The sequence below is a fragment of the Bradyrhizobium sp. 35 genome (assembly GCF_023073215.1).
GTDB classification, from domain to species: Bacteria; Pseudomonadota; Alphaproteobacteria; order Rhizobiales; family Xanthobacteraceae; genus Bradyrhizobium; species Bradyrhizobium canariense_D.
Map to the genome: position 1 here is coordinate 21,544 of NZ_JADPJC010000094.1, position 23,593 is coordinate 45,136.

The window sequence follows — 23,593 nt, forward strand, 5'->3', positions numbered from 1 at the left end:
CGTCTCCTATGCTGCTAGCTGCGGCCTGAAAACAACGTCAACGCCGTAGCTCGTTGAGTTGTAGGTGTTGGTCGGGAAAAGGCTATCTGTCCCGTACGCAAATACACCGTTGCCGCCGATAGCGCCCGAGGATGGGGCCGTCAGAGGACCGTTGGTAATCGCGTTGGCGAGCAGGCCCGGATCGGCCGCGTAATTCCCGGCGGTGTGGTAGGAGGCCACGTAGGTCGTTCCCGGCATGATCGTCACGGGCGTGGCGAAATTGACCTGCTGCCAGCCGTTGGCCGTTTCGCTGGTAAAGGTCCCAGTTGCCAGCAAAGTCCCGGTGCTGTTCCAGAGATCCGCAACGTGGGTGCCCGTATTGGTTGGCCCCTTGTAGAAGCGAATGCCGATGACATCGCCTGGGGTCGACGTCTGGAATTTGACGCCCAGTTCCACAGACTTTGGATCGTTGGCCGCCACAATGCTGGGCTCCTGACTTGCGCTGAACAGGCGCACGGTCGTCGAAGACGCAGCGTTCACATCGAGGGAGACGAGTCCACTGGCAGAGCCACCCTGGCCGTCGGAGATGGTGTAGTTGAACGACGCCGGTCCCGTGTAACCGGCCGTCGGAGTGAAGATCACGCTGTTGCTTTGGGTGTTGTAGCTTGCGACGCCGTTCACACCGCCGCTCGCGCCCGTGATCGTGAGCGTATTGCCGTCCGGATCGGTGTCGTTGGCAAGCAGTGCCGAGGCCGGGATCCCGAAGGGAACGTTCTGCGTGGCATCGAAGCCGCTATCGTTCGCAGCGACGGGTAAATGGTTGGTGCCGCCGCTCGAGCTGTTGAACACGACATCCACCCAGTAGTTGCTTGCGTTGTAACTACTGGTCGGAAACAGATTGCTTGTTCCGTAGGTGTAGACGCCATTGATGCTCGCAGCAGCCGTGAGCGGACCGTTGGTGCGAGCGGTGGTGAAGTAGCTGGTGCTGGAGGCATATTGCCCGTTGCTGTGATAGCTCGCGAGGTAAGTGGTGCCGGCCGTGATGGACACGGGAGTGCTGAACGTGACGGTCTGCCAGCCGCTGCTGCTCTCGTTCGTGAAGGTCGCGGTCGCCAGTAGCGCGCCGGTGCTGCTCCACAACGAGCCCGTATGGGTGCCGGTATCATTTGCGCTCTTGTAGTATTTGATGCCGGTGATCGTGCCGGCCACGGACGAGGTGAATTGCACTCCGAGATTGACTTGGGAGCTATCCGACCCCGATCGTATCGCCGGGGTATCCGAGCTCGAGAACAGGCTCACCGTTGAGGGAGCTGCCGACACTGCGATATTGAATGTGTCGCGGCTCGCGAGATTACCGAGATCGGCAGCGGAGACCGTGACGGTGACCGTGCCAACATCCGCGGACGCCGGCGTACCGGTAAAGGTGCGGGTCGACGGAGTGAACGTGAGCCAGCCGGGAAGCCCTGAACCGCCAGCGGCTGCGCCGTAGGTGAGCGAGTCCCCGGCATCGACATCGGTGAAGGTGCCGGCGGGTAACGTCAGCGAGAACGCCGAGCCGACCGTCACGGCCTGGTTGCTGGTCTGGATCGCCAGGACCGGCGCGTCGTTGGCGCCGTGAATGGTGACGGTAAGGGTGGTCGACGATGCGGCGCCGGCGGCGTCCCGCATCGTATAGTTGAAGACATCGCTCAGCGTATTGCTCGACTGCCGCAAGGCCTGCACGGCCTGATCGTTCTCGTTCACCGTGTAGGTGAAAGCACCCGAAGCACTGAGCAAGAGCGTGCCGTGTGCGCCGGCGAGAGGCGTATCGAACGTCCCATTGGTCGAGCCGAAGCTGAATGCAGTGACGGTCTTGGTGTCGCCGGGATCGGGATCGGTATCGTTGGCCAGCGCGTTGCCGGTGGCGGGCGAGCCGCCAGTACTGTTGTTCACCCCGCCCTTCTCGGTGGCATCCGCCCCGTCAGCAATCGCTGTTGGCGGCGTATTATTGGCGGCGGAGGATCCGTTGAACACGACATCGACCCAGTAGTTGGAGGATTTGAAGCTGTTCGTCGGGAACGCGCTTCCGGATCCGTTGGCATAGACTCCGTTGCTGCCGGCCGCAGCCGTCAACTGGCCGTTGGTAAGCGACGTCGCGAAATAGTTCTGGGTACCGGAATAATTACCGTTGGTGTGGTAGGACGCGACGTAGGTGGTGCCTGCCGTGATCGCGATTGGGGTGGAGAAGTTGACCTGCTGCCAGCCGCTGGCGGTCTCGTTCGTGAACGTGGCGGTCGCAAGCAGGGTTCCGGTCGAGCTCCAGAGATCCGCAATATGAGGACCGGTATTCAACGATCCCTTGTAGAAGCGCAGACCGCTGATTGTCCCGTTCACGGATGCCGTGAACTGGACGCCGACTTCGATCGGACTGGTATCGCCGGAATTGGGCACGCTTGGCGCATCAGTGGTGCCGAACAGGCTCTGCGCCGAGGCCGGATAATTGACCTTGAGCGACACCTGCCCGGACCCGGTTTGGCCACTGGTGTCCGTGATCGTGTAGGTGAAACTCGCCGCCCCGGCATAGCCAGCGGTGGGCGTGAAGGCCACGGTCTGGTTCTGCGAATTGTAGCTTACGCTTCCATTGGAAGCGTTGCTAACGCTGGTGAGCGAGAAGGCCAATCCGGACGCGTTGGTGTCGTTCGCGAGCAGCGTTGACGCCGCAATATTCAGCACCTCATTCTGGCTAACCGTGAAGCCGCTGTCGGCGTTCGCCTGCGGCGCGCTGGTGGCGGCGGAGCCGTTGAAGACGACATCGACCCAGTAGTTGGAGGATTTGAAGCTGTTCGTCGGGAACGCGCTTCCGGATCCGTAGGCATAGACTCCGTTGGCGCCAGCCGTAGCCGTTAACTGGCCGTTGGCAAGCGACGTCAAGAAGTAGTTCTGGGTGCCGGAATAATTGCCGTTGGTGTGGTAGGAGGCGACGTAGGTGGTGCCTGCCGTAATTGCGACGGGGGTGGAGAAGTTGAGCTGCTGCCAGCCGCTTGCGGTCTCGTTCGTGAACGTGGCGGTCGCAAGGAGGGTTCCGGTCGAGCTCCAGAGATCCGCAATATGGGGACCGGTATTCAACGGTCCCTTGTAGAAGCGCAGGCCCGTGATCGTCCCGTTCACGGATGCCGTAAATTTGACGCCGACTTCGACCGGGCTGCTATCGCCGGAATTGGGCACACTTGGCGCATCATTGGTGCCGAACAGGCTCTGCGCCGAGGCCGGATAATTGACCTTGAGCGACACCTGGCCGGACCCGCTTTGGCCGCTTGTGTCTGTGATCGTGTAGGTGAAACTCGCCGCCCCGGCATAACCGGCGGCGGGCGTGAAGGTCACGGTCTGGTTCTGCGAATTGTAGCTTACGCTTCCATTGGCCGGATTACCGACGCTGGTGAGCAAGAAGGCCAACCCGGACGGGTTGGTGTCGTTCGCGAGCAGCGTCGATGCCGCAATGTTCAGCACACCATTTTGGCTGACCGTGAAGCCGCCGTCGTCGTGAGCTTGCGGCGACGTCTGGCCTGAATCGCTGAAGACGACGTCCACCCAGTAATTCGGGCCCTTGATAGAGGAAGCGTTGCCAGGAAAGACCGGGTTACTGCCATAGGCATAGAGGCCGTTGAGGCTGCTACCGGGCGCGGTGAGCGCACCTTTCGTAAGGCCGTCATAGTCGATGAAGTAGTAGTCGGTCGAGGAATAGTGGCCGGTGTTCGTGTGATAGGAGGCGACATACGTGACGCCCGCCTGTACATTGACAGGCGTCGCGAAATCAACCTGCTGCCAGCCGCTTGCTGTTTCGTTGCTGAAGGTGGCGCTCGCAAGCAGCGTGCCACTGCTAGTCCAGAGATCACCAATGTGGGTGCCGGTATTGTCAGACGCCTTGTAGAAACGAATGCCGGTGATCTTGCCCGACGCGGCGGGGACGAATTTGACGCCGAGCTCAACGGCGCCGGAATCGCTGTTTGAGATCACCGCAGGCGTATCGGTCGGACTGAAGAGTGTCAGGTTGGAAGACGGCGTGACCGTGTAGGTGGTGCCCGTACCAGGTGTTTCCAGGTTCAGGCTGTCGTCGACCGCCCTGGTCTTGAGACTATATGTCCCCTGAGCGCCTGTGACGAAAGTATATGACCACGTCACGCTCGCGGCGCCGACACTGCTGTTGGTTGGATGCCATGTAGTTCCACCATCCGTGGAGATTTCGACGGCGGCAATCTTTCCACCCGTGTCAGCGGCCGTCCCCGTCACCGTAATCGATTGCCCCTCGACAACGCTGGCAGCGGAGAGATTGGTGATACCAGAAGTTGGCTTCGTATTGTCGGTCGACCGGATCGCGGCCGTCAGGTTCGCTTGCAGCGTCGCTGGCTGAACCCCCATGTCGGCGAAAAGGTTAACCATCGCCTGCTGGACATTAGGGTCGACCGGAATCGCAGGTCCGTCGTGGTCGCTAGCAAGCGCCCACGGCCAGTTGATCGAACCGGCCGAGAATATCAGGGCGCCGCTGACGGGATCCCGATGCAATACGAGGTTGTGGGTCGCCGTGCCTGCTCCGAACGTGTTGCCGTAATCAAGCAGATACTTTCCGTCCACATTGACGGTCGAAGACGAGACGCTGACCAACCCGGCTGGACGGAATCCGTTGTCCGGCGCAACGTCCCATTCAACGCCCAATAGGCCAGGTACGAGCGAGGCGGTCTGTCCGGGTGCCGTTTGCGCGACGGCCGTATTGCGCCAGAAGCGCAATTGGGTCATCGAGTACGGTATCGTGATCGTATCGTACCGAAATGCGTTGACCGCGAACAATGTACCGGTCAACTCATTCGAAGGAAGAGGCGCACCAAACCGCGGGTCGGAGAAATTGCCGGTCGCCTGTCCCGTTGGATCAATCAGCGCATTTGCGTGCGTATCCTTGTAGCTGATGAGGGTGCGGTTGGCCGTTCCGCTGCCATCGATGCTGGGCGCCAACCTTGTTTTCCAGAAGATCTCATTGGCTGTGAGAAACGCAAGGTTCACGCCGGCATGCGCTGCGGCCTCTACGTTAGCGCGCTGAGCTTCGGTCCAATACTCGTCATGCCCCGCGTCCATGAAGACTTTGTGATTGAGCAACAACGAGCCGTTTGTCGCAGCATCGATTCCGGAAATGTAAGAGACATCGTAACCGTTCTGCTCGAGCCAATAGATGGCCGCAAACTCAGCCTGGAACGGAGAGTCTCCTCCCTCGGAAAAGGTTCCGGTGCCATCACGCGTCACGAGGGGACGATTGTAACTGACCGCGTAGGCTGATCCGTTGATGCCTGGGCCGTTCCCGAAATAAAGGTTGGCGCCTCCCCAACCGTTGTAGGCTTGCCAGTCCTCGTCACTTGTCTGCAGGACGATGTCGCTGTGCGAAGCGTCGTTCCTTACGACGAACGGGATCTGGAAAATCTCGGTGCCGTTGATGACGTTGGCGATATATATCCCCGAGGCCGCATCGGTCGGCACGCTCCAGGAATCGGTTACGCTCCAATTGCCGGCATCGACGAGACCGGTCGACGGGTCACTTAGTGGAGCGGGTTGGACGACCGCGGCTGCAGCCTGATGCTGCAGGCTTGTAACCAGTCTGGCACCATCACCACCGTAATAGCCCAGCCGGTAAACATCGACGCGATAGTTCGGGTTGCCGGTCAGGTTGTTGATCTTGAATTGGATCGTCCCCCCGACATTGGTGCTGACTGCGGTGGCAAATCCCTGGGTCAAAGTTGAATTGTCGCCCGGCTGGATCTCCCAGACACTTCTCGGCGTGCCTGGCTTCTGGTTTTCCAATACCGTGGGATTCGTGGGTGGATCGGAGACAATGGTGCCTCCCTGCCCGTCGCTTTTGAAATTCCAGTTCAGGTCCATCCCCGAGAACAGCAAGGTGACATTGGCCGCACCATTGCTGAAATCGACCGCGCTGATCTTCGAGCTATTGTCGTAATGGACAGTCGCCGATATCGACGACGTGAAGGGCAGATCCTTCAGGTCGATCAGATTCCCTGGCGAAAGCGGGGCCCCCGGCGAAGAACCTGCGATCAACCCATGGAAATTGGCCGACTGATCGAGGACGAGCGTACCGGCTCCCGTGTCGAACGACACGGTAATACCGGAGAACGATCCATTCGAGAACTGCCCGGAAACCGAACCTCCGATCTCCAGGACCGCATTGTCTGAAATTGTGAACGATCCTGTGCCGCCGACGTCCCCCTTGAAGTGCGCAGTAGCAATGCGATCGCCAAGAAACGCCCCGACCTCGACAGTCCCATTGTTCAGTGCATCGCCTTCGACGATAAAAGGCGCCCCCGCGCCGAACGAAAGCGTCGCGCCTGCATCAAGGACCAGACTCCCGATATCAACGCTGGCCGTGCTCGTGACGATATACGTTCCGGCTGCATCGAGGAACGCAGAGTCAGCGATCCCCGGGACACCGGCGCTCCAGTTCGCAGCGACATTCCAAACGCCGTCGCTCGGATGGGCCCAGTGAGTCGTCCCTTGGGTCGAAATCGATGACGATGTCAGCGACGACCCTTCGTGAGCCCGAGATGAGAACGTCGGGCCCCAGCCCTTATGTCCGCTCGTCAGAGACGTCGAAGACAGCAGTGCAGACACTCTCGACTGGAAAGATGCGGAGTAGAGACCCGGCAGAACGCCGCGCAGGTCGGACGGATCCCCCGAGCCGCCGCGGGACGGTTGAAGGAACGAGGCGTCACCAATGATAGGCGGCAGAGTCGATGACCCGCTTGCTGGCGGATCAGCAAACGGCGGAGCCCAGAGGCTGGGCGGCCCAAGGCCCGTGAATGCATTCCAGCACGTCGATTCGTGTGAAAGGGCGGGAATTTCTTCACCCGAAAAAACGGCCTGAGCTCCTCGGCCGAAGACGCTCGCCTTTTGAACCAGCATGGTCATACCGATTAAATAAACTTACTTTATATATTTTAATTCGATTTCATACCAACAGTCAATTAAATACGCGTACATTTAACATGAACTCCAAATATTCACTGATGGGCCCTATCGCGAAGCGAATTGCGGCAGCCGCGTGATTTCATTCAGATATTTGCCGTAGCCGCTCTTCTCCAACGGCTGCGCCAGCGCGAGAAGTTGATCACGATTGATGAAGCCGAGCCTGAAGGCGACCTCCTCGAGACAAGCAATCTTCATTCCCTGCCGCTTTTCCAGGGTCTGAACGAACGTCCCTGCATCGATGAGAGACTCGACCGTGCCGGTGTCCAGCCAGGCAAACCCCCGCCCCATGCGCTCAACGTGGAGCGCCTTGGCCGAAAGGTAACGCATTTGGAGATCGGTAATCTCTAGTTCGCCGCGCGCCGACGGCTCAACGCGACGAGCGTATCGGACAACGCGATTGTCGAAAAAATACAGGCCCGTAATTGCCCAGTTTGAAGCGGGCCGTTTGGGCTTCTCCTCGATCGATACCGGGCGGTCCGCCTCATCAAACGCGACCACTCCATATCGCTCCGGGTCCCGCACGTGGTAAGCAAAGACCGTTGCACCTTCCTCACGTCCGGCTGCCCTGGCAAGCAGTTCGCTCAAGCCGTCGCCGAAGAAAATATTGTCGCCGAGCACCATCGCCACACGGTCGTTTCCGATGAAATCGGCGCCCACAATGAAGGCGTCCGCGAGACCGGCGGGACGGGTTTGTTCTGCATAGCTGAGCCGGATGCCCCATTGGCTGCCGTCCCCCAGCAATTGTTCGAACTGGCACCGGTCTGAAGGCGTGGTAATGATCAGAATTTCGCGGATCCCTGCCAACATCAGCGTCGACAACGGATAATAGATCATCGGCTTGTCATAGATCGGAAGCAACTGCTTGCTGACCACGCGCGTGATCGGATAGAGGCGCGTTCCGCTGCCGCCAGCCAGCACGATTCCCTTCAGCATCGACTTCTCCTTCTCCGACGAGCTGGTCGAGACACGCTTCGAGTGAATGGCGCCAGTGCGCCAATCGAATCCCGAATACGCGTTCAGCCTTGGATGAGTCCAGGCGCGAGTTCCGGGGCCGACGCGCGGCGGTCGGAAACTCTTCAGTCGTAATCGCTTCGAGCGCTGGAATCCGCGCTCCACGACGGGAACGCTCGAGGAGGATTCCCTGCGCAAAGTCGTGCCAGCTTGTCTCGCCTTGACCGGCGAGATGAAAGATGCCCGCCGTGGCCCTGCGATCGTCCGTTACTGACCGTTCTGCGATCCGAAGGACGGCCTCCGCGAGGTCGAATGCGTAGGTCGGGTTTCCAAGCTGGTCCCGAACAACCCTTACAATGGGCTGCGTCTCACACAGCCGCAGCATCGTTCGAACGAAATTGCTGCCATAAGGGCTGTAAACCCACGAGCATCTGACCACGGTCGCGAGCGGGTGCGCGGCCAGTACGGCAGCTTCACCGGCAAGCTTCGACGCACCGTAGACATTCAACGGGGCGGGAATGTCATTTTCGTCGTACGCATCCGGTTTCGCACCATCGAACACGTAGTCCGTCGAGAAATGGATGAGTGGAACGTTCATCTGCCAGGCGACATCTGCCAACGCCGCCGCGCCATCACGGTTGATGCTGAACGCCTTCGCTGCTTCGGATTCGGCCAGATCTACCGCCGTATATGCTGCCGCATTGATGATTGCAGACGGCGCAATCGACGCGATGATCTTGTCGATCCCTTCGCGGTTCTCGAGATCCAGCTCTCGCCGCCCGAGAGCCACCGCGGGCAGATCGCGCACTGCAGCGAGCTCACGAAGACACCTTGCCAGCTGACCATTCCGTCCGGCAATGAGGATCGGGCGCCCTGTCATCTTCACCTCAGTGTTGGGTAGCCAGGAGGCCCAGACGCGAGCCATCATAGACAGCGAGGCGATCGCGCTCCCACCACGCACGGTTCTTGATATACCACTCGACGGTTTCGGCCAAACCCTGTTCGAAGGTTCTCGTCGGCTTCCAGCGAAGTTCGCGATGCGCCTTCGACGCGTCGATCGCGTAGCGCGCATCGTGCCCCGGACGATCCGTCACGAACGTAATGAGAGATCGTCTCGCTTCCGCGCCCGGAGATAATCGATCCAGCACGTCACACACCTGGGTGACGACCTCCAGGTTGGATCGCTGGCCATCTCCGCCGAAATTGTACTTCTCGCCCGGTCTTCCTTCGTGGAGCAGCCTTATCAAGCCGGCGGCGTGATCATCGACGTAAAGCCAGTCACGAATGTTTTTGCCGTCGCCGTAGACCGGCAGCGGCTTGCGGTCGATCGCATTGAGGATCGTCAGCGGGATGAGTTTTTCCGGGAACTGGTACGGCCCGTAATTGTTCGAGCAATTCGATACGATGACCGGCAGACCGTAGGTTCGAAACCACGCGAGTGCGAGGTGGTCCGAGGCGGCCTTGCTCGCCGAGTACGGCGAACTCGGCCTGTAGGGCGTGTCCTCGCGAAACAAGTCCTCTGGCCCCAATGACCCGTAGACTTCGTCTGTCGATACGTGGATGAAGCGGAACTGCTTCCGCCGCGGAAGCGGCAGACGTTCGTAGTAGGTCCTGGCCGCCTCCAACAGCGTGTAGGTACCAACTATATTGGTGCTGACGAAGGCCTCGGGTCCGGTGATCGAACGGTCGACGTGGCTTTCGGCGGCCAGGTGTATGATCGCATCCGGCTCGTAGTCGATGAACGCGAGATCCATAGCGTCTCGATCGCAGATGTCGGACTGCAGGAATACATAAGACCCCAGCCCCTCGATGCTCGCAAGCGAAGTCAGGTCGGCTGCGTATGTCAACTTGTCGATGTTGACCACCGCGGCACCGGTCTGCAGCACCAAACGGCGACACACAGCAGAACCGATAAAGCCCGCTCCGCCGGTCACCAGGATACGCATTCTACTCATCTCCACTATTCGAAAATGCAAGGAAGCTGGTTGAGCGCAGGAAGAATCTGGTCCTTTGGCGATATCTGAGCCTCTGACGGTGTGACGGGCCACTCGATCGCTAGTGCGGGATCAGCCCAATTGACGCCGCCGTCATGGCTCGGGGCGTAGACCTGATCGACCTTGTACAAGACCACGGTCTTGGGCTGCAGCGTACAGAAACCATGCGCGAATCCCTTCGGAATGAACACCTGCTCGCCGCTTTCGCTATCCAACTGGATGGCGATGTGCTTGCCAAAGTTGGGCGATGAACGTCGGAGATCAACGGCAATATCGAGAATGGCCCCATTCAACACCCGTATGAGCTTCGCCTGGGCGAAAGGCGGTCGCTGGAAATGCAAGCCGCGCACCGTGCCGATCCGATCTGAGCTGGACTGATTATCCTGAACAAAGTCATGCAGGATTCCCTTCTCGGCAAAAGCCGATCGCTGAAAGGTCTCACAGAAGTAGCCGCGAGCATCGGAAAACCGATCTGTTCGAATTATTTTGACATCAGGGATCGCCAGGGATCGCAGTTCCAGCATTGGGCACCTCCTGCCGGCCCTCAATTTACCCATCTGGGTTAGTTGCGATTGACCAAAAATATCCGACGGAATTTAATTATCCGGCCGCCGATCCGCCCCCGAAACGCTCGCATTATTCTCGATGCAAATACCGGCAGACCGCAAGTCCCAGAACATCCTCTATTTTACCAACGTCAGACTGAAAAGGCAGACTCACCGTTATTTTCAATTTCATGCCCATTAATATATTTATTTATTTAATTTGGCAAGTAGATTTTTATATGCATATAATCCCCCACCGCCTGCGCGCCCCTTAACATAGGTCTGCGGGCGAGCGGCCCCAACGTGACCCACCGTCGGACAGGTACGTGATGCTCCAGAACAACCTTCAACACACGGACAGATCGCGGATGCCGGTGAACTGGCTGGCTCAACCCGCCCAGGCAGACGGCGGAGGAATAAGCGACCTCATCAATTTCGCGGTCGGGCTTCTACGGCGCCAATATCTCGTTATCCTTGTCACTGCCGGACTCGTGACTGCGGCCAGCCTGCTCTATCTCCGGTTGGTGTCTCCAACTTATACCGCGCAGGTTCAGATCCTGTTGGCTAATCCAAGGCCCCTATTTGTCCAGCAGCAATCACTTCTCGCCGAGCCGGCTTTCGATCTCAGTCAAATCGAGACCCAGCTTCAACTCCTGAGATCAAAGGCCACTGCGGTCGCGGTCATCGACCAATTGAAGCTGGCGGACGATCCGGATTTTAATGGGTCAGGGCTTTCTCTACAGTCGCTCTGGCAGCGAATTCGGTCATGGGCACCGACTGGATCGAGGAAAGATAGCCTGCCCGACGCGAAGAGCGAACCGTCGGACACTCTCGTAGACGCATTTCTGAGTCAGCTTTCAGCAGGGCGAGTCGGGTACAGCAACGTCATTGAGATCAATTTCAGTTCGAGCAACGCAGCCCGAGCTGCGGAGATCGTCAACGCGGTAGCCAATACCTATGTTGCAGACCAGCTCAATGCAAAATTCGATGCCAATCGCAGGGCAACAAGCTGGCTTCAGGAGAGGCTGCGCGATCTCGGCGACCAAGCCCTCGCTGCACAACGTGCCGTCGATGTCTACAAGGTCCAGAACAATATCGTCTCTTTGGATGGAAAGCCCATCGACGAGCAGCAGATCACGGAAATCAACAATCGATTGGCTGCCGCACGCGCCCAGTCTTCTGAGGCGACGGCCAAGTTGGCTCGGTATGAATCTCTCCTTGCCTCCGACCCGAAGAAGCCGTCCTCGATGATCAATCTCGACGCTATCGGGGCCGATGCGACAAGCAGTCAGATCATTACGGGGCTACGCCAACAATATCTGGAACTTACGCGGCGTGAGGCCGAGTTGACGGCCAGGGTCGGTCGCGACCACATGGCCGTTGTCAATGTCCGTAATCGGATCCGGGAGTTTCGCGTCTCCATTGTCGACGAGGTCAAGAGACTTGCCGAAGTCAGCCGAAGCGAATTCGAGTTCGCCAAACAGCGGCAGGAAGAAATCGAAAAGCAGCTGTCCAAGGCAGTCTCTCAATCCCGTTCAGTCAATTCTGCTGAGCTGACCATCAAGGATCTGGAGAGCCGAGCAAAGGGCTTGCGGAGCTTGTACGAGACTTTCCTGCAGCGTTACATGGGCTCCACACAGCAGGAGACATTCCCCATCTCGGAAACGCGGGTAGTTTTTCCCGCTTCGCCGCCGCCGAGCAAGAGCAAGCCTAAGACAAGGTTGGTGCTGGCGCTCGGCATCCTCGGCGGTCTCGCGCTGGGCATCGGCCTGGCGCTGCTCAGAGACCTCATGGACCGCGTCTTTCGTACCTCTTCACAAGTGGAAACCGTGCTGGAATTGCCTTGCATATCTTTGGTCCCATTGTTACCGGCCCGCAAATCTCCGAAGCCATCAGTTCGTCCCCAGCAAACCGATGATGATGTTCAGCAACGGATAGTTTCGTCGCCGACCGCAGTTCATCGGACCGTGGTCGGGATGCCGCTATCTCGATATACCGAGGCGATTCGCTCCATCAAGCTAGCCATCGACCACAATCCGGCGAAAATTTCCTCCCAGGTCATCGGGATTACCTCGGCCCTACCGAATGAAGGGAAGACCACGATTGCAGCCTCGCTCGCGCAATTGATCGGGCACACCGGCAAGAAGGCCATCATCGTTGATTGCGACCTGAGGAATCCCTCGCTATCTGCTATCTTTGCGCCCAAAGCTGTCACCGGAATCATCGAAGTTGCGAACGGCAGCCGCTCACTCGCGGACGCTATCTGGCGGGATCCGACGACCAATCTTGCATTTCTGCCCGCCGTGCGGCGGGGACCTCTGCTTCACACCAGCGAAATTCTTTGTGCCGACGCGGTAAGCAAACTGTTCGACCGTTTGCGAGCTGACTATGACTATGTCATCGTCGACCTTCCCCCGCTGACCCCGTTGGTCGATGTCCGAGCCACCTCGTCCCTGATTGACTGCTACATCCTGGTTGTTGAATGGGGCCGGACCAAAATAGATGTCGTGCAGCACGCATTGCACACGGCACCCAACATTCACGAATCGCTGATTGGGGCGGTTCTCAGCAAAACGGATACCAAGGCCATGGCTCGATATGACGGACACCGGAGCTACTACTATCATGATAGCCACTACATCCGTTATGGTCTTTCTGGGTCTTGAGGCTGTCTCGTAGCGGCTCCACGTTCTCCGGCTAGCGGATCGGCGGAGTGGCCGCACCACAAGTTGGTGTTTACATGATCATCCGACTTGTCATGTTAGCCGAGTTAGTGGCAATCACCGCGGCGCTCGCAATGCCGGAAAGCCTGCAAATCAGGATATTGGCGTCGTTCGTACTTGCAACGGCTGCGCTGGTTGTTGCGATCGTTCCATCATCCGCCTCCCTCGGGCTCGCCAAGCTACTCCGGCCTGGTCTCGGCGTTGTGCTTGCGGCTCCGGCGCTCTGGATGGCGTCACAGGCAGTGCCGATGCCTATGGGCACACTCGGCAATGCCATCTGGGCAACCGCATCGGCGGCCTTGAACGAACCCCTCGCCGAATTAATCACAGTCGATACCGGGGCGACGATGTTCTCGTTCGCCCAGTATTGCTCTGTGCTCGCCGCTGCCCTTGTCACTGCGGTCGTCACACTTGACCGGCATCGTGCAGCGCAAGTCCTGCATATCCTGCTGTTGATAGCCACGATCGCCACAGCTATGTGGTTCGGCAAGGGAACTGCTGGTGTCGCCGGGCCCGATGGCTCAACAGTCGCAGTGCTCGGCCTCTTGCTCTCCTGCGCGACGGCAATACGCGCAGTCGATCAATATCGGCGCCGCAGTCGGCCAGGAACAATTGGGCCAGCGCCGCTCCCAGCTCTGTCCGCCGCGATCATCGCAATGACTGTCTGCATGGCCGCGCTGCTCATTCGGACCAACTCAACCGCCGTCGTCGCCTCGCTCCTCGGATCAGGAATCCTGCTCTCGGTGTTCGCAATTCGCAGGTGGTTCTTCGGTTTGTGGGGTACCGCTGGCGTTCTCGCAACCGCCGTAATATTTCTTATTGCCAGCGTGACGGTCATTCCGTTCAGGACGAACACCGATCTGACGATCGCTTTGTCAACGAGCAGCCAGATCGCGACAGAACGGATGCTACAGGACGTCCGACCGGCGGGATCCGGTGCAGGCGCTTCGACCGTTCTTTTGCCGATTTATCGGGACATCGGAAGCGGTGCGCTGCGAGAAAGGCCAACGGCCGCCGCCGCAATTGTTGTGGATATGGGGTGGGCGTTCCTTTGCGGTCTCGTGGTTGTAGCAATGCTCGGCGCTTGTACTCTGATCAGGCGGTCTCTGTCGCGAACTTACGATTACGTGTACCCAGCCTTGGGCGCCGGCGCTTCGATTACACTGACGGTACTGGCCTTTGCCGACCATGAAATTTTGGATTTGGGCGCATCGCTTTTGATCGCCGCGGTTTTTGGACTGGCATTCGGTCAAAGCGTCCCCGGCGCAGGCCGTGACGCCATATCCCCGGGATCGAAAGAGACTTCAGATTGGATGGGCGGTCCAGCTCCGGCATCTCGTCCAAGATTCGCGTCGGCGCTTGTCACCGCCTGGCCCCGCGTTGCTCTGATGGTTCTTGGTATCACACTGCTCGTGCAGGCAATTTGGATGGTCTTGCCCGCCTGGTATCTCGGTGGTCATTCTTTTTCGCCGACAGGCGTATTGACCGCAGCATGGCCGAATGCGATCTCGAAACCGGCTTCAGTTGCGGCAGCACGTGAAGACCTATGGATCCGGGGGGAACCGAGATCCAGCTGGGATCCGGCAATATCCGCGGACGAGCAAAGGACGGCTCTTCCCGTGGCTTCGAATGCTTTTGCCCGTGCATTACGCTCTTCGCCGTTTCGCGGCGACATTTGGCTCATGCTCGCGGCGGCATCGAGGCACGATTTGACCCAGTCTGCGACGGCAGCGATGCTCAAGATGTCGTACTATACCGCGCCGAATGATTTGGATCTGCTTCCGTTACGGCTATCCGTCGCGTTCGCCACAGACGCTGTGGTATGGGAGCTTGAATTCCGTGACTTGATCAAGCGCGACGTCGGTTTCATCGTTAGGCATCGGCCTGCCCTCAGGCCGGCGCTTGTGGCTGCATACCGGTTAGCCTCAGCCGACGGGAAGGTCTTTCTCGAGAACCTGATTTCGGAGCTGGATCCGTCGTACCTCGACAGCATGCGCGCGCGGAATTCCCGACAGGGATCTCGATAGGTCTCCGCGCAGTGCGACATATTAAATAGCCAAACGGGTATTTTTCACTTGAAAGTTCGGATTAATTGATAATATATTAAATATTAACTGCAGGTGTCCTGACAATGAATTTCGTGAACCGACATTTCCCCGATCGGGAGGTTACGGATCGTGTCAGTCCCGGGCCGTCACTATCCCGCCAGCACAAATGGCCCCTCCGGTACGACTCGATCGAATACGTGGCGCTCTGTGCGGATATTGCGACCATTCTTTTTGCGAGCGTCGTTTCGACGTGGCTGAGCCAAGCTCAGAGTGGATGGGCTGCAGGCGACTTAAGCAACGCACTTGGCCTGGCCCTAGTCAGCGCAACATGTCTCGTTTGCCTGTTGAAGACGCACGGCCTTTATCGGCCAGCCGAGCTCCTCGTCCTGCGAAGTCAGATGCGCGCCGTCTGGATTGCATGGGCGTCATTGTTGTTCTTGATATGGGCCGGGTACGGTTTTGCAATTGGTTCGGGCTCTTCTCACCAAGCGGGCACACTTTTCGCTGTCCTGGGCCTGGGCTTTCTTATGGCCGAGCGGTGGGGAGTGAGAGCGCTTCTCGGGAAGGGCCTGAGCGGCAGAAAATTCGCCAGCACAAACATTGTTCTGGTCAGCGACCAGCCGCCATCGAAAAACGCCGGACTGCCTGAAACGCTGGCGATGCATGGTTATTGTGTCCGAGGCCGGTTCAGCTTGCCCCCAATCGGCTTCGGTCCTGCCTGTCGAAGGCGGCTCACGGCTCGCGTGATTGACTACATTCGCAGCTCCGAGCTCGACCAGGTGGTTGTGGAAGCGAACCCGGAACGATGGCCCGAACTTCGGGCCTTCGTTGCCGACTTGCGGGTCTTGCCGCTACCGGTTGTGTTCGTGCCGGTCGGTACAACATCCGAATTGCTTCGACACCCCACGCGAAGCCTTGGAAGTACGGTTTGTGTTGAACTCCAGCGTGGGCCGCTTACGCAGCTGGACTGTGCGACCAAACGAATCATTGATCTTTTCGGCGCCGCGCTTGCCTTGACGATACTTGCCCCGTTGCTTGTGCTGGCCGCACTTGCAATCAAGCTGGACTCGCCCGGCCCCATATTCTTTCGACAGCAACGCTGTGGTTTTAATGGCCGGATCTTCCTGATCCGCAAATTCCGGACGATGCATGTGCTCGAGGACGGGCCGGCGATCCTTCAGGCCCATCGCCTCGACCGACGGGTGACGCGCGTCGGCAAATGGCTGCGACGGACAAGCTTCGATGAACTGCCACAGCTGTTGAACGTTCTCGACGGCACCATGTCGCTAGTCGGTCCCCGTCCTCATGCCTTGGCTCATGACGGAGAATTTGACAAGCTCGTGCGGAACTACGCCCTACGCCGCAGGGTCAGGCCAGGACTGACCGGATGGGCCCAAGTCCATGGCTGCCGCGGTCCAACCCCCACAGCCATCACGGTCGAAACCCGCGTACAATACGATCTCTGGTACATCGACAACTGGAGCCTTCGGCTCGATCTCGTAATCCTGCTGCGAACTCCCCTCGAAGTGCTGCGGGGACGCAACGCCTATTAGGCCCACAGGATCACGGGCACTGCGGCGGCCATTCAACCCCAACCACCCCGTCGAACAATGCAGATCAGGTTACGCGCGCTGACGAAGCTTCGGACTTGCATCCCCTATGCGAAAGTCCTCAATTCTTCGGCCAGACTTCATCGCAGCAACCAACCACCGCGGCCGCTTGCCGCGCCCCGACCAGGTCTCGGAGGTCTGGGGGTTCCGGTATTTCGGCAGCACACGCGGATATTTGCGTCTCGCCTTGGCAGGCGGAGACACGCCCGGTCCGCTTGAGTCCGTCAAAACAGCCGCCCCGCCCCCGAGGACCGCCAAGCGCTTCTCCAGTTCGTGCTTTTCTGCCTTAATTCGGTCCGATAAGATCCCGCTAATTTCCTCATGAAGCGACCAGAGATCGTCAAGGGACATTGATTCTAACTCGAGTTTCTTAGCTGGCATGCTCGCACCCTGTAGTTGCGCCAAACTTAATATGCCCCGGATCGACATTAATCAAGATGGTGAACTAGATTTACCCAACAAAATGTGTGGAACCGTACTTAAATCGCATTCCCAGATAACTGCGTCGCAGCAATCAAGCAAGCCGAAACAATGGGCTATCCGCATAATTCAATTGCGCAGCGGGTAAATTCACACGTCAAGCGGGCAGCCGTGGAACCATTCAAGCGAACTGATATGATGGGATCACATCGAGCGCCGGTACAAGTCATCCGCGACGCAATATTCTCGATGAATATGGTTGGCGTAGGCTGTCCTTTGTTCTGGGCGATCTCGATATTGCAGCCTTCGGATATGCACGAGCGCCAACGAACTCAATGTCCGTCAGCCCAAACCGCCTGAACTCGATTTGAGCTTCAGGTCCCGAATGTCCGAGGGGCCAGCCGGGGAAGGATGCTCCGACTGTGCCGCCGAGAGAACTCGATTGAGAGACTCCCCTTTCTTGCATTGCAGCAAGTCGTTGATCCGCCTACCCTCATTTAATAAAATAACCCTAGTAATAATTATTAAATAATATACTATTTATTTATTGTAGCGTCGATTTGAAGCACTGGCTTTGGTCCATCGTTGATTTGGGCGTTCGGGCAATGATGTGCTCGTAAGCTGAGAATGACAGATGGATCAGGCGTCAGTCAAACGGTGACGAGAATGCTATGCGTCGGCAAGATCTCGAAGCCATGGACTTTGAGGAACTCTGGCTCCTTCACGAAGAGCTGACAAAGATACTTGCCGAAAAGATCACAGTCGAGAAGCGAGAACTCGAAAAGCGTCTTGCGCAACTCAACCAGCCGGATCAATTCGGTGAAGCTGAACGCCGGGCCGCCAACGCCGGTACGAGCGAGCCGCCGCGCCGCAAATACCCGAAAGTCGTGCCAAAATACTTCAATCCACTCCGCCCGACGGAGACTTGGTCGGGGCGTGGTAAACAGCCGCGCTGGCTAGTTGCCGCGCTCCAATCGGGGCACACGCTCGAAGAGTTCAGGATTCGCGAGAACGACGAGTCGTCCGATCGGAATGCCGGTGGACAAGGGCATTAACTCCGCGCAATTGCAGACATGTCGTTTGCTAAAACTGTTTGGCCTTGAAGGCGTGCGAGCGTGCTGGCTTTACACCTTTCCGACACGAACGGCGGTCGCGGCCCTCAACAGGAACTGTAAGGTGTCCGTTCTTGGCACGGACCACAATCCAGGCCGCCGCATGCCGGTTTGCGTGCAACCAGAGGTCGCCTCCCGCCGGTAGTTTCTGAGGTCCAGGACCGTCATTGCGAGGAACGGCACACGTGTGGCCGGAAAGCGCGCTTGCATTAATTGTCGCATGAACTGCAGACGAGGAATCAGCCGGGTGCGCATTGAGCGCGGGATATCGACCCCAAGCAGCGCAGCAAGGGCGAGCAGTTGGGTTTCGACCGCGTTTTTCATCAGTTCGCCCGAGACATGAGAGGCAAGTTCCTGCCAGTCCAGCCCTTCGGAATCATTCAAGTCGCGCAACTCAACCAGATGCCGCAGATCGAGTTCGCCAAGCCAGTAGCCGTAGTCTTGAAACTGATCGTGGATGATCAACATCAGCGCTCGATAAGTGGGCGTCGGGACGTACACGCGTCCCCGCCCCAGCAGCGCGGGGACGCAATGGTTCAGGGCATGTCCGGAGCCAGCATAGAGGTACGCGGGGCCTGGAGCGGCCCGTTGCAGATCGATGGTTCCGACATCCCGCGTTCGACTTAGCTCGACATACCATCTCCGGCTTTCGGGGCGCGCTTGATCATGAATTTCATAGCCAATTGCGCCCAGAGCGGCGACCGCCCTTTCAGCTTCGTCCGGCACGACCATGATGTCCAGATCGGACATCAGCCGAACTCCTCGCCGCTCGACAGGTGCTGTGGCTAGCGTTGCCGCACCCTTGAGCAACACCGGCGTAACTCCCTGGCCGTTCATCGCAATGACAGCCTCTTCCAATTGACTGGCCAACCGGTCGTTGCGCAGCACGTTTCGGCGATGGATCTGGCGGATATAGGTGCACACGTCCTCCGGCAACACCGATGCAAATTGATCGACGAAGTCAATGAGCGCAGGCGTCGTCAACGTCTGGTTTGCGAGCCCGATGACGGAGGTCCACTCCACTTCGACGGGCGGCAAGCCTCGCAAGCAGTTGCATAGGCTTGTCAGTGCCGCACTATGCCTTGTCATCGCACAAGTCCATCAGCAACTGTCGAGCCTGCGCCGATTCCGAATAGATAAGTTGGAACGATCGTGCGCCCGCAACAATCCGCTTCAAAGCGAAAAAGCCAGACTGCGACAGCTTCCCGTCTGCGGCAAAAGCGCCCTCAATGAGCCGCTTGATGGAATCAAGCTGATCCAGGGGGGTCAGCTCGACGGGGCCGCTTGCGACCCGGTTCAGAAAGATGATCCACTTGGCAGAGAGGCTCCCATTGTGCGCATCCGGAATCGGCAAATACCGCACTTCGGCGCCATCGGACCGGCGGTGCGTCACGTCGTTCCAATCGCCATACAGTCGGGATAGCAACCGCCACGATCCCTGCTTGAGGGTGAGGGCAAATGGGATGCCGCAGATCGTTCCGTCAGCCCCAATCAGCGCAACGTCATCGCCGGCATACTGAAATCCAGCGTCTACCAGTTCTAGTGCAAGAGTCGACTTGCCGGCTCCCGGTTGGCCGCACAGCAGCAAGCCCATGCCGCACTTTGCAAGAGAAGCGGCGTGGAGCGCGAAAGCCCACTGATTGCTTCGGATAAGTCGCTCTGTGATGTGAGCTTTGATTGTAGGGGCCAGAGCTGCGGCTTCACATCTATGGATGCTCCCGTCATTCCCGCGGAAGAATACTCGATCGCCGAGCATCATTGTCTCGATCGCAATATCCTCCTCCTCGCCGCTGTCGTCCGTAACACAAAATAGCGAAATCAACTGTTGCGAGAGCTCCCGATTTGCAGCCCGGACGCCGATCCTGCGCTGACCAAGAACCGTTGAGAAGGCACAATCGGCCGACATTCGCCAGTCGAGATCGAGCACCCCTCGATCGATCCAGACGTTCATCGCCTGCCACGTGAACTCGCGCGCTGCGCGCTCGCCAATGCCTAGCTGCCCGAGCTCCTGATGGACGTCTTCCAAAGAAGCGCCTTCTGCCAACTTGCACCAAATGAATGCCCCTAGCTGGTCCAACTCATAGAGTTTCTGCCTTGTCTCGCTGAAAAGCACTGATCGACCGTCCACCAGCGCGAAGACTGCACCCGCGGCGGGTCTCAACACCATCTCTGCCGATGTTTTTTCCAGCATGGCTATTCCCGATAGCAACGATATCTGTTTCGCCGCCGTGTCGACGCGGTGGCGACAACATCCTGCAATGTACTGTCCGCGGTGCGTTCAAACGAGCTGCAGTTGCCGAGGAAATTCGGCTTGATTGCCGTGCTGCAGCGGTGCAAATCCACCTTCAGTGCGGATGCACATCGCCTGACTGAGATTCGTTTCGAATGACCATACGGCCCCGGGTCACGCCGCCAGCTGACCACCCTCGTTCACCCCAGATGGAGAAATATTCAACACTTGTCCTCCGAGAAAGGTCGCCGGCGCGGTCAACCGGTGAGAGTCCAGCAGATAGCGGTAAAGTTCGCGAGCAGCACTCCGCTCTCCTAGAACGCGCTCCCTCTCGCTGATGCTCGCTAGGTTCTCGCGCATTTGAGCCAACTGCTTCGCAGCCGAGGTGGAGTTGCGCTTCTTCTGGACTGATTCCCGCATCGTCTCCTCCGACCAAAAAAATGACGAAAACAGCTTACGTCATTGACAACAATTAACAACGAGATTTATATGATCTCAATATAATCAATATTTATTTCATGTTTGAACCGGATGCAACCATTCAAATACCAAGAAGCGGGTCCTGCGTAGAAATAACAGCCTACCGAGAACAACGTCGCAGAAATCGCCGCGATGATCTTGGCCTCCTGCGTGCAGGACAGCAAAAAATAAAACTTGACGAGAGTCGCAAACCAGACCGACAGCGCAAGGCTTAATTTGCAGGATTAAATCCTAACGACGAATATTTCGCTGACGAGAGTGGAGTGAAACCGGTGATCGAATTAGCCAATTTGCCCATCACGGGCGACATGATCGTCTTCGTCGCGAGCGGCATAGCACGCCCAAAACTCACACCCGCTCAGATTGGCCCATTTTCAGTGGCGCCCCAGGAGCTTTCGAGAGACGAATAATCAACGCCCGCGCTGTCGAGCCAAAGAGCGGCGGCGTCCAAGGAATCGCTCAAGCAGCGATCCGGCCGGTTGGAAAAACGTGGTCACGAGCAACCCGCCCTGCTCGAACAAGCACTCCCAGTGTGCGATGCCCCCCAAGTAACCCACACTGAGATGACGACGCACTCCAGCCGGCCGGTTCTCTTTCGTTCGACAACGAATAATAATTTCCTAGGGAGGCTCGCATGGGAATGATCATGGTCAAATGTCCGCAAACCGGTCGCGCGATTCCTACTGGTATTAGGTCGGACCGTGAGGCTTTCCTGCGGAGCGTTGTGTTTTATGGCAATACTCGTTGCCCGGTCTGTCGCGCCAATCACAACTGGTTCGCTCGCGAGGCCTGGGTCGATGAGCCGGTCGTGCGGCCCGGGGAGATATTCGAGGAAGCGCCGCTGTGCTGATGCGTAGCGGGCTTCGGTACAGACGCGGAGCCGAACTGACTAGCATTACACGAGTTTGGGCCGACCGCCTCATTTGACGCCCCGTGTGCGGAGTTGACCTGTTGCGGCATGGTTGCCGCACCGACTAGTCTTGGTACGGGCTGGATGCGCTCAATCATGGCGCAGCGTTCATCCAGATTCCTGTCTTGGCGGCTATTTCTGCCAGGGCTTACTGGAGGGATGCGAAATATTTTGGCCTATCGCCGTAAAGCGAACTGACGCCCTCATGAACCGTAAGTTAAGCGTCACACCGGCAGGTCGGCGCAAACTAACGCTTCCGATCGCTGATCCTGCAAGGGCCTGTTTGGGGGTATTGTAGTGAGTAGTGGGGTTTGCAGCCGCTTGGCTGTTCTGCGTCAAACGGCGATGGAGCTCGTTAGCCTGCTTGCCCAATTGCACAGGCTACGAGAGCAAGTGCGAAGGGCGGAAGGGCGAAGCCTCGGAGAAAGAGCGAGACTAGGGCCGGCGTCACGGATGCGTAGGCCCCGGTTTGGGACGAGTTGCCGCACGCGGATTCAATGATGGCGAGCGGCGCGCGTAATTTCAGCGAACTCGAAGACGATCGTTTCACGGATCGACCTTGAAGCCTCCGATAACCCTTGCACAGCTCCAAGCCGCCCGATCGCTCCCCAATGAGGCGTGCGCACAGCGGGGTTTCAAGGCAGGCCGATGCGAGTGAAGGCTCTGTGTCGGGAAAAGTGCTGCACTTGGATCCGGCGTCCCTTTCCGGCTCTGACCGAGATCATCCACGAGCGGCATGCTGCGGATCATGTCCCGCACCTGAGTTGGTTTAAGCCTGACTTTTTATCTGTTTTAGTCTTTTGAAGCAGCGCTTCATCTGAAAGACAATTTGAAAGCAAAGCCGAAAGTCGTTCGCGTCAAATCGTTTCGGTAGTCGCGCCACGGAAGGCAAATTTGATTATCCGGTATAATCATAATCAATATGACGCAAAACAGAAAATAAGGTGGGAAAAATAATGGGAGGAGTGGATGGAGACCGTACGCCGCTTGCGCGCGATGGCGTCGCTGTGCCGACAGACTTCTGCGCATCATCCAGATCGAAGCTGGAAGCTTCTCGCCGAAGCTGAGTTCTGGGAGCACTTGGCTAATGACATGCTTCGCGAGCATTTCGAACAATGCACGGCTGGCTCCTCGCTCCGACCGATCGGACGTGATCCGAATGCCGCGGAATCGAGCGCTCGCATAACCGCGTGAATGCTCTCGCCTAGCCCAAATCCCACTCGGCCGTGTGCCGGGCGTCAGTCCTCTTCAAGGCGCCCCATGGAGAACCAAGCCCTGCCGGCGCCTTCGTCGGGCGGCGCGCAGACCTGAGCAGGGACGCCAAAGCGCGCTCGGCTGCCCGGCTCGGTCCGCTCAGACTACCGAGTTCTGTTTTCTGAGGCGGGAATGCGCTTATGCGAAACTGTCGTTCGCCGTTGGACTTGCACTTTGGCGTCCAGCGGCGTCCAGCACTTTTTCCCCAGTTCGTGCGGCGCGCGGCCGGCTCACTTGGTCCGAAAGGCTGGAGCCCCTACCAACTATTCCAGCGATATTTCCGTCGACCTTCGCTGCCGGTATTTTTCGGTTAGGTGACGGTCCAACGATCATCTGCT

Annotated in this window: 14 protein-coding genes; 5 read left to right on the forward strand and 9 right to left on the reverse strand. The window is 58.2% G+C overall.

The features are described from left to right. Positions 1–6: 6 nt before the first annotated feature. The 5 genes from IVB36_RS20295 to rfbC form a co-directional block, all read right to left on the reverse strand. Complete coding sequence (locus IVB36_RS20295) at positions 7–6,912, reverse strand: DUF4082 domain-containing protein (protein ID WP_247392826.1); 6,906 nt, start codon at positions 6,910–6,912, stop codon at positions 7–9. Between the two features lie 111 nt (positions 6,913–7,023). Further along, positions 7,024–7,911, reverse strand: a complete 888-nt coding sequence (gene rfbA / locus IVB36_RS20300) for a glucose-1-phosphate thymidylyltransferase RfbA (protein ID WP_247372021.1) — start codon at positions 7,909–7,911, stop codon at positions 7,024–7,026. Further along, positions 7,820–8,809 (reverse strand): dTDP-4-dehydrorhamnose reductase, encoded by a 990-nt coding sequence (rfbD, locus tag IVB36_RS20305; protein WP_247372025.1) that lies wholly within the window; start codon positions 8,807–8,809, stop codon positions 7,820–7,822. Before rfbD ends, rfbA begins: the two co-directional genes overlap by 92 nt. 7 nt (positions 8,810–8,816) lie before the next feature. Beyond that, on the reverse strand, positions 8,817–9,875 hold the full coding sequence (rfbB, locus tag IVB36_RS20310) for a dTDP-glucose 4,6-dehydratase (protein ID WP_247372027.1): 1,059 nt from the start codon (positions 9,873–9,875) through the stop codon (positions 8,817–8,819). Between the two features lie 14 nt (positions 9,876–9,889). Then, positions 9,890–10,447: a dTDP-4-dehydrorhamnose 3,5-epimerase gene (rfbC, locus tag IVB36_RS20315; protein WP_247392827.1), complete on the reverse strand. Its 558-nt coding sequence runs from the start codon at positions 10,445–10,447 to the stop codon at positions 9,890–9,892. A 350-nt stretch (positions 10,448–10,797) separates the two neighbouring features. On the opposite strand from rfbC, the gene IVB36_RS20320 reads away from it, so the two are divergent. The 3 genes from IVB36_RS20320 to IVB36_RS20330 all read left to right on the forward strand — a co-directional run bounded on the left by IVB36_RS20320 (position 10,798) and on the right by IVB36_RS20330 (position 16,792). Beyond that, positions 10,798–13,134 carry an AAA family ATPase gene (locus IVB36_RS20320; protein ID WP_247372033.1) on the forward strand — a complete coding sequence of 779 codons (2,337 nt, stop codon included), beginning with the start codon at positions 10,798–10,800 and terminating at the stop codon, positions 13,132–13,134. A gap of 74 nt (positions 13,135–13,208) precedes the next feature. Continuing rightward, positions 13,209–15,218: a hypothetical protein gene (locus IVB36_RS20325; RefSeq protein ID WP_247372036.1), complete on the forward strand. Its 2,010-nt coding sequence runs from the start codon at positions 13,209–13,211 to the stop codon at positions 15,216–15,218. Positions 15,219–15,322: 104 nt separating this feature from the next. Then, positions 15,323–16,792: an exopolysaccharide biosynthesis polyprenyl glycosylphosphotransferase gene (locus IVB36_RS20330; RefSeq protein ID WP_247392828.1), complete on the forward strand. Its 1,470-nt coding sequence runs from the start codon at positions 15,323–15,325 to the stop codon at positions 16,790–16,792. A gap of 69 nt (positions 16,793–16,861) precedes the next feature. Here IVB36_RS20330 and IVB36_RS20335 read toward each other — a convergent pair whose 3' ends face one another. Continuing rightward, a complete protein-coding gene (locus IVB36_RS20335) occupies positions 16,862–17,230 on the reverse strand; it encodes an H-NS histone family protein (RefSeq protein WP_247372042.1) in 369 nt (122 codons plus the stop codon). A gap of 710 nt (positions 17,231–17,940) precedes the next feature. On the opposite strand from IVB36_RS20335, the gene IVB36_RS20340 reads away from it, so the two are divergent. Then, positions 17,941–18,324 (forward strand): H-NS histone family protein, encoded by a 384-nt coding sequence (locus IVB36_RS20340; protein WP_085395796.1) that lies wholly within the window; start codon positions 17,941–17,943, stop codon positions 18,322–18,324. 69 nt (positions 18,325–18,393) lie between these two features. Here IVB36_RS20340 and IVB36_RS20345 read toward each other — a convergent pair whose 3' ends face one another. From IVB36_RS20345 to IVB36_RS20355, 3 genes are all read right to left on the reverse strand, one after another. Beyond that, positions 18,394–19,419, reverse strand: coding sequence for a nucleotidyltransferase family protein (locus tag IVB36_RS20345; protein ID WP_245329540.1), 1,026 nt, complete (start codon positions 19,417–19,419; stop codon positions 18,394–18,396). Between the two features lie 37 nt (positions 19,420–19,456). Then, entirely contained in the window at positions 19,457–20,572 is a 1,116-nt protein-coding gene (locus tag IVB36_RS20350) for a serine/threonine protein kinase (RefSeq protein WP_247372048.1), read from the reverse strand. A 213-nt stretch (positions 20,573–20,785) separates the two neighbouring features. Further along, positions 20,786–21,031: a hypothetical protein gene (locus IVB36_RS20355; protein ID WP_085349051.1), complete on the reverse strand. Its 246-nt coding sequence runs from the start codon at positions 21,029–21,031 to the stop codon at positions 20,786–20,788. A gap of 694 nt (positions 21,032–21,725) precedes the next feature. Between IVB36_RS20355 and IVB36_RS20360 the strand changes: the two genes are divergently transcribed. Then, a complete protein-coding gene (locus tag IVB36_RS20360) occupies positions 21,726–21,941 on the forward strand; it encodes a hypothetical protein (RefSeq protein WP_085349052.1) in 216 nt (71 codons plus the stop codon). The last annotated feature ends 1,652 nt before the right edge of the window (positions 21,942–23,593 follow it).